At 39.5% G+C, this 13,449-nt stretch carries 11 protein-coding genes; 1 reads left to right on the top strand and 10 read right to left on the bottom strand.

Going from position 1 to position 13,449, the window contains the following annotated elements; genetic code table 11:
* Nucleotides 1–221 precede the first annotated feature (221 nt).
* From NK987_RS13025 to NK987_RS12995, 7 genes are all read right to left on the bottom strand, one after another.
* Nucleotides 222–863 (bottom strand): hypothetical protein, encoded by a 642-nt coding sequence (locus NK987_RS13025; protein ID WP_258423195.1) that lies wholly within the window; start codon nucleotides 861–863, stop codon nucleotides 222–224.
* Nucleotides 864–1,238: 375 nt separating this feature from the next.
* The gene (locus NK987_RS13020; protein ID WP_259264198.1) at nucleotides 1,239–1,637 is read right to left on the bottom strand and encodes a hypothetical protein; all 399 of its coding nucleotides are present in this window, start codon (nucleotides 1,635–1,637) and stop codon (nucleotides 1,239–1,241) included.
* Between the two features lie 197 nt (nucleotides 1,638–1,834).
* Complete coding sequence (locus tag NK987_RS13015; RefSeq protein ID WP_259264197.1) at nucleotides 1,835–2,449, bottom strand: hypothetical protein; 615 nt, start codon at nucleotides 2,447–2,449, stop codon at nucleotides 1,835–1,837.
* A 285-nt stretch (nucleotides 2,450–2,734) separates the two neighbouring features.
* On the bottom strand, nucleotides 2,735–3,334 hold the full coding sequence (locus NK987_RS13010) for a hypothetical protein (RefSeq protein ID WP_259264196.1): 600 nt from the start codon (nucleotides 3,332–3,334) through the stop codon (nucleotides 2,735–2,737).
* Between the two features lie 334 nt (nucleotides 3,335–3,668).
* Complete coding sequence (locus tag NK987_RS13005) at nucleotides 3,669–6,044, bottom strand: arylsulfatase (protein WP_259264195.1); 2,376 nt, start codon at nucleotides 6,042–6,044, stop codon at nucleotides 3,669–3,671.
* Between the two features lie 480 nt (nucleotides 6,045–6,524).
* Nucleotides 6,525–6,869 carry a type II toxin-antitoxin system PemK/MazF family toxin gene (locus NK987_RS13000; RefSeq protein WP_113922341.1) on the bottom strand — a complete coding sequence of 115 codons (345 nt, stop codon included), beginning with the start codon at nucleotides 6,867–6,869 and terminating at the stop codon, nucleotides 6,525–6,527.
* Nucleotides 6,850–7,089, bottom strand: a complete 240-nt coding sequence (locus tag NK987_RS12995) for a hypothetical protein (RefSeq protein ID WP_259264194.1) — start codon at nucleotides 7,087–7,089, stop codon at nucleotides 6,850–6,852. The genes NK987_RS13000 and NK987_RS12995 overlap by 20 nt, the downstream gene beginning before the upstream one ends.
* Nucleotides 7,090–7,168: 79 nt before the next feature.
* Between NK987_RS12995 and NK987_RS12990 the strand changes: the two genes are divergently transcribed.
* Complete coding sequence (locus tag NK987_RS12990) at nucleotides 7,169–7,420, top strand: hypothetical protein (protein WP_259264193.1); 252 nt, start codon at nucleotides 7,169–7,171, stop codon at nucleotides 7,418–7,420.
* A 223-nt stretch (nucleotides 7,421–7,643) separates the two neighbouring features.
* On the opposite strand, the gene NK987_RS12985 is transcribed toward NK987_RS12990, so the two are convergent.
* From NK987_RS12985 to NK987_RS12975, 3 genes are all read right to left on the bottom strand, one after another.
* Complete coding sequence (locus NK987_RS12985) at nucleotides 7,644–10,097, bottom strand: ABC transporter permease (RefSeq protein WP_259264192.1); 2,454 nt, start codon at nucleotides 10,095–10,097, stop codon at nucleotides 7,644–7,646.
* Between the two features lie 279 nt (nucleotides 10,098–10,376).
* Nucleotides 10,377–12,845, bottom strand: a complete 2,469-nt coding sequence (locus tag NK987_RS12980) for an ABC transporter permease (RefSeq protein WP_259264191.1) — start codon at nucleotides 12,843–12,845, stop codon at nucleotides 10,377–10,379.
* Nucleotides 12,846–13,123: 278 nt separating this feature from the next.
* A complete protein-coding gene (locus NK987_RS12975; protein ID WP_259264190.1) occupies nucleotides 13,124–13,396 on the bottom strand; it encodes a hypothetical protein in 273 nt (90 codons plus the stop codon).
* Nucleotides 13,397–13,449: the final 53 nt, after the last annotated feature.

Here is a 13,449-nt window from a genome sequence, read left to right as displayed (position 1 = left end):
TACACCCAAAGGAGAATGGTAAGTTTGAAGATTGAAAAAGATAGGGAAAGGAATTACAGATTCTGAAAAAATAAAGATTATTATGTAAAAAAGTACGCGATTACGAAGCACTAAACTTTCGGTAAAGCAACAATTTTGATACGTGCCAAAAGCCTTGATTTTACTACTAATTAGCCTATTTTTTATTTACATTTTTGTGGGTTCGTGTTATTTAAAATACCTTATGCATGAAAAGAAATTGTATAAATAATACAAAAAGTAATAAAGCCTAAGTAAGTAACGGGATGAAATTTCTTATTAATTGTCCAGTCATAAATAAAAAGTGAAATAAAAAAAGCAGACCATGTCCCAAAAATGGCAATGTCCCAACTTAGGTCTGAAATGAGGAGTGAATCAAGATTTGTACGTGCAATTGACCTGCTCAAAATTGGTCCTAACATAAAAAAGGATGCAACAAGTATAAGCCTTTTATGATAGGGCAGCCTTTTTCTTTTCAAATATGCCAAGGTCACCAATATTGCAAAACCAAATATTAAAAATCTATTTGCCTTAACCATTGGCTCCATGTTATTCCAACCATTGAAAATAACAACAAATATGTATACTGTAGTAATGAATACACCGATAGCGGCTATTAAACCGGCGACCCCAAAACTGATGTGAGCTTTATGATTCCCTTTTTTTATAAAGTTGGTTTGTATGACAAGCATAATAAACCAGGCAAAACAAAATAAGCCGTGAATAATAAATTTTGGGTCACTGTTACTTTTCTGACCAACATCAGTTATCAAATTGTCTGAGAAAGCTAGTATGGACAAACCAAGGAGTATGCTACTTACAATCAAAAAATAATATTTTTTCATATGATATACAACGTGTTATTTATATTGAGAATGACGCACAATATTTTGCTTTATTCTAATATAGGAGAAAGTATCCATATAGCATACTTTCCCTAATATTGTGGAAATAACTCCTATATCCAACTTACCTTTCCTTTGACAAACAAAAAATCCCGTGATCGGGGTATTTTTAATAATGAAAGAAAAAAAATGGATTTCCAAAAATATCAGGGTGGAATTGCATGCCGATAGCTGTAGACACCCACCCAGTCCAGTTTCAATTGTCTACATTATAATCAAAGGGAGGGGTATTTTGACTTAAGAATTGCCAATAAGCAAATTAGACAGTTTTTTTGTCGGGCTGCTTCTGAAAAATTGATTTGTCCAATCGTCGGTTTATTGTTCTTTAAATTGTTCTTTCAATAGTCCAACAATGTAATTTGCTTCTGCGTCATCGACTCCAAGTCCAAACGAAAAGGTCTTGAGGCCATAGTCAAATTTTATTTTCCCGGGTCCAAGACCCCAAAATGCCATACGATTTCCGCTAAATAAATCATCATTACTTTTTTCTGTCCGGAAGTTTTTAATTGCTGAAATTTCCATTCTATTTTTCTTTCCTATTCCAAATACAGACTTTTCAAATAAAATTTCATTTCTGTCAGTTATAAATTTTTCTTGACCAAAATACCCCCAAAGGAGCATAAAGGAAACCGCCAGTCCACCAACAGTCCAAGCTAAAAGCCAAAATGCCAAAAAGCCGCCCGCTCCTGAATTATCAATCCCTGAGTTAAACAAAAAATCAGAAGCTGATACAAAACCAAAAAACCACCCGCCCATCCATGCCGTCCCAAACAGCAATGAAAACCAATTTTTCTTTGAAGGAATGATAATTTTTAGTCCTCCGAATGTTTTATCAATTTTAGCTTTACCGTTGTTTGTCATTGATCCGTGCTTTTTTGTCTGGTTCTCAAATACTTTCTATTTTGATTATTTCAATCATTCATTTTATCCAAAGCAATAAGCATTTTATTCAATTGCTCAATCCTTGTTTTTTTGTATTCTCCTTCCCATGAGTCTATCAGGATAGGTAACAGTTCTCGCTTAAGGGCAGTTTTTGTTAACAATTTAATGTCCTCATCAATTTTACCTTCCAAGACAAACTGTCCAAAGCCTATTGCAATGATGGCATCGTCTTGTCCCTTTAAAGTCCTAGCTCCGATTTCATTGGATGAAATGTAAATTTTAAGGATTTCTTCGTCCAATTCATTAAAGTCAAATGGCTTGTAACCCCATTCATCAATAAGGTCTGAAAGAAATACCGTTGGGCTTGACGTTTCGTTTGATTCCCTCCAATCTAAGAAACCATAAAAAGCATCCGAACCGTCATCGCTTCCAAATGGGCCTGATTCTTCAATAGGACTCCAATAAAATGGTTCGTTCAATAAGACTTTTGCTTTTGGATGCGCCTTTTCGGGTGAAAGTTCAAAATTTTCCATGATTTGTTTCTTATTATCAGATGGTTGAGAACTATTTCCGGATTGTCCGTTGCAGGCTCCAAGATGTGAAAGGCCCATAATCAAAAACATCAGTGTTTTTTTTATTTTCATAAAATCAGGTTTAGTATCCTTCTCCAATCATAAAGGAAAGCATCCATATAGCATGCTTTCTATAGTATTGTGGAAATAACTCCAATCTCAAACTTACCTTTTCTTTGACAAACAAAAAAACCCTTGGTTGGTGTATTTTTTAATAGAGGAAGTAAAAGAATGGATTTCCAAAAATATCAGGGTGGAATTGCATGCCGATAGCTATAGACACCCACTGAGTCCAAGGAAAGCCGTATTGACTACTCTCAGGCGGTGTAAAAAATTGTTACCTACCACACTTCTCCATCATTGAAACTTTAAATTATTAAGAAACTTTGATCTTAATCTATCTGTCCAGGATAATTTATCAATTTGTTCATCTAATACTCCAATATCTTTCAAATTTAGATACGTCCAATATCTAATCCTCCAGTTTTCATCCTTTAGAAGTTTTTTCATTTTCTTAATTGTCAGCATATCATCGTCTTTAACAAAATCTGGTAATAGATCCAGAGAACAAAATCGAAAAGTAGAATTTTCATTATCCAACTGTGTTGCTAAAATTTCTACAATTCTGTCCCGATGTTTAAATTTATTCGGATCAATAAATGTAAATTCTTGAAGATGATTAAGAATGTTATATGGAGTCTTTGATTGTTTGGCAGTTTCAAATAGACGCTCAATCTCAGTTATAAAAAAGTCCGCCCAGTTATCTAAATCCTTCGATAGAGCTTCATAAATAATGGGTAGGTTATTAAGTCTATTGAATTTTTCATTTTGAATTGCATTTATAAATTTTTCAGGGTTATCGTTAGCAAGATTCAAAATTGAAATCAAAGTTTCTTGTTTTTCATGATCATTAAGGTCGTAGAACTTTTCAAGTTTGTTTATCAAATTATTGTCCATTTTTTATTATTTGGCTTTTAGTACGTTTCTTTCTTCAGGAAAAAGTAAGGCATTTTAAAATAGACTGCTTTCCCAAATATTATTGAAATAACCACAATTTCAAACTTACCTTTCCTTTGACAAACAAAAAACCCTTGATCGGGGTAATTTTACTAAAGGCAGAAAAAGATTTTTGGGAATACGACTTTGATCACTTTACTAAACCTTGGCGGCCATTGCGGTTAAAAAAAATAGCCAGCTTCTGGAGAAGCAGGATAACAAATTGGGTTGGGTATAAAATAAATAAAGGGCGAAAAAACGCCCTTTATTCTTTTATGATCTCATTTTTGTAGTATCATTTTGCTCCGGGTTTCGTCTCGATGGTCACTGATTTAATCTTACCGGTGAACTTTTCTTTATCCGCATAAGCCGGATTTACCGGGGTGTTTTCATCAGTTCCGACATCGGCTGACTCATCTATTCCAAAGGTATTGCTGTTAGTCCTGGTGATTTTCCCTTCACCGATTACATTTCCATTCACTGAAATGGTGGCAGTGCCTCCACCTCCACGACCACCGTCATAGGCAAAATCAAGTTTGATGGTATGTTTGCCTGCTTCCACTTTTTGTTTGGAGGTGACCGAATACTTTTCAAGTCCCACCCAATTGTAGAAGTAGGTTAGTTTTCCATTTTCCATGTAGAAAGACCATCCGCCAAAGTCCCCGCCCTGACAGATGATAACGCCGTTGGCATTGGCAGGAACATCCACCTCAGCTGTAATGGACAGGGAAGTGTTTTTTACATTGATGAAAGCATTTTCAGGAATACCCTTTGCCCCTTCATAAAGCACGAGTTTGGTACGGCCGTTCATGAGGTCAGGTCTACCCGCGATTACCGGATCGAAGCGCTCGATGCTACGGTCGTCTATGGGCAACACATTATATTTCAATGCTTCTTCCATAAACTTCTTTTTCAGCTCTTCGAGTTTCTCGGGATTTTGATCCGCAAGGTTATTGGCTTGGCTAAAATCTTCATCGACATTATACAATTCCCAGATATCTTCCTGAAGAGGACGCCTAGGTTGCCCTTCCCATGGTGCTTTATGGATGGTTCCTGCAAACCATCCTTCATGGTAAATGGCCCTGTTGCCGATCATTTCAAAATATTGGGTTTTGCGAGTGTCTTCCGCTGTGGCATTGTCAAAGGAATAACTCATGCTGACACCTTCAATAGGTCTCTGGGCAATGCCATTGACAATTTTTGGCGCAGGAACTCCCACTGCCTCATAAATGGTCGGGGCCACATCCACAACATGATGGAACTGGGAACGAACTTCTCCCTTTGATTTGATACCGGCCGGCCAATGAAGTACCATGCCATTTCGTGTACCTCCAAAATTTGAGGCAACCTGCTTTGTCCAGGTAAAAGGCGTATTTCCTGCAACTGCCCATCCTGCAGCAAAGTGGTTGTAAGCATGCTCTGAGCCTAGCTTATCAATTACTTTCATTTGCATATCGAGAGTTTCTTGGACACCGTTGAAGTAGGTATTCTCATTGAACATTCCGATCATTCCACCTTCGGCGCTTGAGCCGTTGTCACCGACCACATAAAAGAAAATCGTGTTTTCCAATTCCCCACGTTCTTCAAGGGCTTCTACCAGACGGCCAACCTGGCTGTCGGTATGCTCCGCAAATCCCGCAAATACTTCCATCTGCTTTTCAAACAGCTTCTTTTCATCTGCAGTTAGATTGTCCCAATCCTTAATGTCAGTAGGTTTCGGGGCAAGTACTGTATTTTCCGGAACTACGCCCAAAGCTTTTTGCCTTGCCAATGTTTCTTCGCGGACCTTGTCCCAACCTTGGGAAAATTTTCCTTTGTATTTTTCAATGTATTCCTTTGGCGCATGGTGTGGTGCGTGAGTAGCTCCAGTAGCAAAATAGACATAAAATGGTTTATCAGGAGTAAGAGATTGCTGTGTGTTCATCCATGCGATGGCCTGATCGGTCATGTCATTTGTAAAATGATAATTTTCGTCTTTTACATTTGGATAGACACGGGTCGTCCCATCGTACACCATTGGATGCCATTGGTTGGTTTCTCCTCCGATAAAGCCATAAAACTTATCAAAACCGGAATGCGAAGGCCAACGATCGTAAGGACCGGACACAGAACCTTCCCAAGGTGGAGTTTCGTGGTATTTTCCAAATGCTGCCGTGCTGTAGCCATTCAGCCTCAGCACTTCAGCTACCGGTGTGATGGTCTGTGGACGGATGCCTGTATTGCCGGGGAAAGCCGTAGCAACTTCCATGATGGCACCTGCATTATTAGAGTGATGGTTATATCCTGTGAGTATGGCAGTCCGTGTGGGAGAACACAAAGCTGTCGTGTGAAAACGGTTGTATTTCAATCCGTTTGCTGCCAGTTTTTCCAAAGTAGGCATGTGGATGGGACCGCCGAAAGCACTGGAGTGCCCGAAGCCAATATCATCAATCAATACCACGACTACATTGGGTGCATTTTCGGGTGCATTTACCTGAAACCGTTTAGGTGCTGTCGCATTGCGTGCATCGAGCTCGTTGATTGCCGGATATAACGGTTCTTGGATCGGAAGAATAGAACGGTCCAAAACCCCAGAATCCTGCGAAATTATTTCATTCTCTTGGGTTGGTGGATTACAAGCAACCGCTGTAAATAAGGCTAAAGCAAAAAAATAATTGGTGGATTTTTTCATTTTTTCCAAGTTTAGGTGTGTCGATTATTTGAACTTATTGGGATGTTTTCTAAAGTTATCATTTATCCAAATAATTTGATAAAAAGGAAATAAATTTACTTACAAAAAAATTTGAATTACCCTCAAAGCACCAAACAATCTCTCCTACTTTCACACTATTTCAAATTAAAAAGAATCTATTTCTTCAAAAATTTAAAATCCTGTTGATTATGGATTTACAAGAATCAGGAAGAGGCCTCTCAGGGATATTTCATTGTGACCATAGAGAAACCTTCGCGACCATGGCTCTGGAAAAAAAACACCACAGAGTTCACAGTGTACACAGAGAAAAAATAGAATAAGCTTGGACCATGGCGACCATTTGCGAAACCTTGGCGACCTTTGCGGTTAAAAAATATCGGGCTTGAGGAGAAGAAGGAAAAAGAATTTGAATGTTTGTGCAGACACAAACGTGGGCATCAAGAATCAAAAATCTATCTTTCAACCCAAATCCATCAAAATCCTTAAGTTTTCTTTGACCTTTTCCGCGGTAGCCCTGTCCACCTCTCCTATCTTTTCCAAAAGTCTATTGTTATCTATTGCCCTGACCTGATCAATCATGACATCACAATCTTCTATGAGGCCAAATTTTGCTTTCTTAAGGTGAACCCTTAAAATCTCTGCCTCGGGCTTTACATTGGTGGTAATCGGACAAATGATAGTAGAGGGATGTTCCTTGTTAAGCAAATCGGTCTGAATGACAATTACAGGTCTGACCTTACCTGCCTCAGTTCCCCTTCTTGGGTTCAGGTCAGCAATCCAAATTTCAAATTGCCTGACCTTCATCGAACAGTTTTTCGAATTCAGCCAAAACTTCCAAAGAGTCCTGTGCTACGATTTTTGATTCCTTGCTTAACTGTTCTGACAATAGTTTTCGTTTATGAAGTCTGTTGTAAAATTCAATCGCATCGTTGATATACCTGTTTCTGTTCTTTTTGCCTTTTGAAATGATAAGTTCAGTCTCCTGAAAAATATCGTCTTCAAGCTTCAATGATAGGTTTTTCATAGCTAAAACATTTATTTAAAGGTATATACTTTTGATATATACTGCAAGTTTTAAAAAATTCAAATAACCAAATAGAATTATGGTTTCTTTATTTTCTGTACCAACAAAACACCCCGTGATCGGGGTATTTTTACTAAAGGAAGAAATATATTTTTGGGGAATAAGACTTGGCGACCATTTGCGAAACCTTCGTGACCATTGCGGTTTAAGAAATATCCACCTTCCGGAGAAGCAGGAAAACAATAGAAAGTTTAATGTTTGTGCGGACACAAACATGAGCGACAGATTTTTCTCTGCTTTCGAAATGACAAGGGAAAGGTCTTTCCAATAATCAGGCATTTATTTGATACCATCATCCTCTGCGATAAGATTCTCTCTTTCTCTGTGCTCTTTGAGAACTCTGTGGTAATTAAATTGAATAGATTTCTCTCTGCGTTCGAAATGACAAGGGGAAGGTTTTAGCCACTATTCAAACCTTACTTTGGATACTATCTCCCACATTTATCGTTCTATATTTCTCAGTGCCTTCCGAGACCACTGTGGTGATTCAATTTTCAATTCGACTTCAAAGAATCCACCGGATTGGCTAAGGCAGCTTTGACAGATTGGAAGCTGACGGTCAGCCAAGCGATCGCCAAGACTGAGATACCTGCTATCAGGATTATCCACAGGTTTACATTGATCCGGAACGCAAAGTTTTGCAGCCACCATTTTTCCATCACCCACCAAGCGACCGGTACTGCCAAGGCAAAGGCAATCAAAATCATTTTTGTAAAATCTTTGGAAAGCATCAGAACCACCCCACCCACTGAAGCGCCCAAAACCTTTCTAACGCCGATTTCTTTTGTTCGGAGCGAGGTTATATAAGCCGACAGGGCGAATAATCCGATACAGGAAACAAAGATGGCCAAGACAGAAAATATGGAGAAAATCCTTCCTGTCTGCTGTTCTTCTCTGTATTGTTGGTCGAGACTTTCATCCAAAAAAGAAAACTTGAATGCCTGTGCCGGAGCGATTGCTTTCCATTTGGCCTCGACGGCTTCGATGGCGGCTTGGGTCTGATTGGGTTTGATCCTTGCAAAAACATACTGTCCGCCAATATTCGCTCCAAAGCTTTCCGTATTCTGCAGTACCAAAGGCGTGATTTCATCCCTGAGTGAAATGAAGTTGAAGTCCTTTATAACGCCGATGACCGTGTGTGCTACTGTGACATTTCCTTCAGGTGTGTTTTGTGTTTCCAAGAGTTTGGCACCAATCGGCTCATCTATCCCCATGACTTTGACGGCTGTTTCATTTAGCAAAACATAAAGTGAATCATTGGTTTCTTCCGAAAATCCTTTTCCTTCCAAAATCTCAAGACCCAATGTTTCCGAAACACCGTCTGCCACCACCATGGATTTGGTGGTGAGGATTTCGGAAGAACCTTCGGGCTGAAACTGTATCCCAAAAAAGGTGGATTCCTGCCCCGGTGATGCAAAAGCGATCGCTGCGTTTTCTACCTGAGGCATGTTGCGGAGTTCTTCTACAAAGGTTTTGAGGTTTTGCGGACCAAAGCTGAATCCCCTTTCGACTACCAAGACATGTTCTTTGTCAAAACCCAAGGAGATATGCTGCATGTAGGCCATCTGATCCCTGATCACCAAGGTCCCGATGATCAGGATGATGGATATCCAAAACTGGAACACCACCAAGCCGTTTCGGATCCATTTTCCTTTTTGGCTGCCGGTAAACTGCCCTTTCATGACGTCTGTTGGTTTGAAGGAGGACAGTACCAAAGCAGGATAAAAACCTGCCAAAAGGCCCACAAAAAGGATGATGCCTAAAATAGATAATGCAAAGCCAAAGCTAAATGGAAGTTGAAGATTTCTTTCGGTCAGGTCATTGAAAAAAGGAATGGCAAACTGTGCAAGGACCAAAGCCAAGAAAACCCCTACTCCGCTCAAAAGTATGGCTTCAGTCAAAAACTGCCGCATCAGCTGCGGCCTGAGAGAGCCCATCACCTTTCTGATGCCCACTTCTTTGGCCCGCTCAGAGGATCTGGCAGTAGCGAGGTTCATGAAGTTGACACAGGCGATTCCCAAAATCAAAAACGCTACCGCAATCAGAATATAGACTGAGTTGATATTACCCGAAGGCTTCATCTGTGCTTCGAGGTATGTCGGAAAAAGGTGGATGTCATTTAATGGCTGGAGAAAATACCGATAGCCATTTCCCGCATTCCGGTATTCTTCCCAAGATTTTCCCAATTCCCTTTCGATCTGTCCGGCTGCGTATTTATCCACCAATTGTGGGATTTTGGCTTCCAACACTGCAGGATCGGTACCTTGCCTGAGTTTGAAATAAGTGTAAGCAGAAAAACCGGTAAAATTCTCCTGTTGGAGAAATGGAAAACCGGTGTTGGATACAATCGCGCTGAACTTGAAATGGGAATTGAGCGGAATATCAGCTATAACTGCAGCAACTGTAAATTCCAGGTTTTCACCGATCCGGATCAGTTTACCCAATGGGTCTTCCCCACCAAAATACCTTTTTGAAAGCTCCTCTGTCACGACAATCTCATTACCCTTTGTAAAGAGATTGTCTGAATTCCCCTTGATTATTTCAAAATCAAAAATCTTAAAAAATGAACTGTCTCCGGAAATAATCATCTCTTCGTCGAATTTGACTTCCTCATCCCTTGGGTTTTTGTAAGTCAATTCCACATTTGGAAATCTTGAAGAGATGGTTGCTTCCTCGATTTCTGCAAATGTCTCTTTTGCTACTCCTGCAAATGAATGGGGAATGATGGCGTAATAAGTGGAATGGTTTGGGTAAATCCTTTCCAATGACATCCGATAAATCCTGTCCTGATCTTTGAAAAATCTGTCATAAGAGAATTCATTTTGTATAAAAAGTACGATCAATATGCAGCTCGCAATCCCCACTGCCAAACCGACGACATTGATGAATGTATAGACCTTCTGTTTGAAGAGGCTTCTGACAGCGATTTTGACATTGTTCTTGATCATGGGTTTTTGGTTGAAGGGTTATTGGATTTTGAAATAAAGTAAATAGATTGAAATATCCCTGAAATTGATATTCATGGATATTGGATATTGAAGGATATTAATTTCCAGAATTGCCGCGAATGAGGAAAATTATATCTCTGAAGGCAATATATCCATTTATATCGCGCAGCATATATCTACCGTTTTCGTAAAGCATATTTCAATTTATATCGCGAAGCCTATTTCAACAATATTTCACGAAGTGTATTTCAATTATATTTCACGAAGTATATTTCAATTTTATTCTGATTTAAGTGAATCCACAGGATTGTCTGTAGCTGCTCTCCAAGATTGGATGGCGATAGTCAGCCAGGCAATAAGAATAGCAACAGCAGCCGTGAGTACAAAAAACCCAACCTGCATCTGTACTTTATTGGCAAACTGTTCCAGCCAAGTTACCATGATATAAAACCCAATCGGCAATGCCAAAACAATAGCTATAATGACCGGCTTGAGGAAATCTTTAGTCAATTGGTGGACAATGGAAAGAGGACTTGCACCCATCACTTTACGGATTCCGATTTCCTTTCTTCTTCCCTCCGCCATAAAGATGGACAAGCCGAGCAAACCCAAACTTGAAATCAGCAAGGTTAACAAAGCGAATAATCCCAGCAGGTTGCTTAGTCTCGTTTCTCTGTCGTATTGTTTGATCAGACTATCTTCCAAAAGCGAATACTCAAAGGGAATTGAAGGATTGATTTCTTTCCATTTGGAAGACAAGGCTGCTGTGGCTTGTGGAATATCCTCGCTATTGATTTTGACCAAAAGGTGCGAACTGTTATCGGAAATCCCGTTTTGAACAGGCGCATAAATGGTTGGCTGTATCGCAAACCGCAAGTCAGAGGTTTGATAATCTTTGACCACACCAACCACATTTCCATGAAAATCCATAAAACGTTCTCCGTTTTCTTCTGTAAATACTTCTATCGGTTTTCCTAGGCTTTGTTCGGGAGAGAGTCCCATCATTTTGGCAAGTGATTCATTGATGATAAATCCACCATTTCGTACCGCAGGGAAAATTTCCCTCATTTTGAAAGCGTCCCCTTTGTCGTTGAATTCAGGAGAAAATTCCCTTCCCGCAACCATCTCTACACCAATAGTCTCAAAATAATTGAAGTCTATATACTGTTGGTTGATCCAGTTTTGGTCATTTGGATTTTGACCTTCATAGGAAAACTGAGGACCCCAACCTGTATCTATACCCGGCCGGGCACTTGATCCCAATACATTTTCAACAAATGAAAACTGCTTGTAAGCATTGGTGAGACTTTCCCTGTTAGAGCGTGATACTTCCCCCATTGATATTGAAATGATATTTTCCCTATCAAAACCCAAATCAGCTTTGCGCATGTATGATTGTTGGAAATAGGCCACTGTGGCGCAAAACACCAAGACTCCCGACATCACAAACTGCAATACGACCAAGCTTTGTCTAAGGGCACTCTTATTGGACTGAAAAGTAGTTCCCTTCAAAATCAGATTTGGCTTCAATCCTGAAAGGTACAATGCCGGAAAAAATCCAGACAAAAAGGTGGAAACCGCCAAAGTGATCAAAAGAAACAGCCAAACTTGACGGTCAGCAAAAAGGTTGAAAGGAATCTCCTGTTGCAACAATCCGGAGAACACCGGCAACAATATCTCAACCAGAATCAGTGCCAAAACCATTGCAAACACATTGACGAGAAATGATTCCGTAAAGAATTGCAGGACCAATTGTGATTTTTTCGCACCTGTCACTTTCCTGATTCCGATTTCCTTCATCCGCTTGATGGCACGGGCAGTGGAGAGGTTGATAAAGTTGATGCAAGCCAAAATCAAAATAAAAATCCCAATACTTAAGAAAATGTAAACAGTGGACTTGGGTGTACTTGGACTCAGTTCACTTTGATAGGAATTGTCCAAATGGATGTCTGTGATAGGCTGTAAAAATGGAACGTACTTTTTGGCTTCCTCCTCTGATCTTGCTTTTTTGGAAGCTTCCATCGTGCCTTGATTGATGAAGTCAACTTCAGAAGCATCTTTTAACTTGACATATGTATAACAAAATGGCCACCAAAAACTCCCGAATTCAGCAGTGAGCGGATAGCTTTCTGTGGCTTTAAATGAGTTGAGAGAAGTGATAAAATCAAGGTCCAAATGTGTATTTGAGGGTAAATCTTTCAAAACGCCTTTGACCACAAATTCAAAATCACCTGTCGAAATCAAACTTTTACCAATCGGATCCTCCTTATTAAAGTATTTTTTGGCCATGGATTCCGTCAACAAAATCTGAAACGGGTCATCCAAAACCCCGGTTGTAGTCCCACTCAGCAACGGAAAATCAAAAACCTCAAAAAAACCTTCATCCGCAAAAGTGAATTTTTCTTCCCTGAAACTCTCTTCCTGATTTGGCCCATCGGCAGGTCTGAGGTAGGTACTGGTACGGTGGATCCTGACTGCGCTTTCAACCTGGTCAAATTCCTTCACCATCATCGGGGCAACTGCACCACCTGTCCAAGCCCAATTTTGGTTTCCATCCACCCTTTGGGCCACTCTGAATATCCTGTCAGAATTGGAATGAAAATGGTCATAACTCAATTCCTGCCTCACAAAAGCCAATAAAATCAGACAACAGGCCAAACCTATCGCCAAACCAAAAATATTGATGGCAGAAAAAGATTTTTGCCTTTTGATATTTCTCCAGGCGGTTATAAAGTAGTTTTTAACCATGATTGATTGGATTGTGGTTAGTGGAAATATGGTTAATGGTTATTGTTAAATGATATATGGTAGAAATACATAGAAATAAATGGATATACTTTGTTTCATTGCTATCAGTGAGATATCCATAGATAATGGATATTGATGGATATTATATTCTAAAATAACTGTGATTGTAGAAATTCTATCGCCGAAGGATTATATCCATTTATATCGCAAAGCATATTTCCACCTTATTTCACGAAGTATATTTTAACCTTATTTCACAAAGAATATATCAATTCTTTCTATTTCAACTTTGAATTCATTTTCTCCACAAATGTGATCGGAACAAATTTTTCTGTCGGAGCTCCGATGTAATACAACATCCAATTGGGATCGTGTTTGGAGAGCATTTCAGAAATGCAGTCTGCCCGGTGACCTTGTGGATTTTGACAATCATCCCAATAAAACAATTCTACTTTGTAATGGAGAGATTGCTTTTGGTTGTTGATGGTCACCTCAATATTAATGTCCTGCTTTCCGGAACCGGTTGGAATGGGTATAGCGATGTGGGTCATGATGGAGGGGGTTAATTGGTTAATGGTTATTGGGTTAATGGGTTAGTGGGTTA

The organism is Aquiflexum gelatinilyticum (genome assembly GCF_024813435.1).
Lineage (GTDB): Bacteria > Bacteroidota > Bacteroidia > Cytophagales > Cyclobacteriaceae > Cognataquiflexum > Cognataquiflexum gelatinilyticum.
The sequence above is the reverse complement of the archived record's forward strand: the minus strand, read 5'-3'. Positions and strand labels throughout refer to the sequence as shown.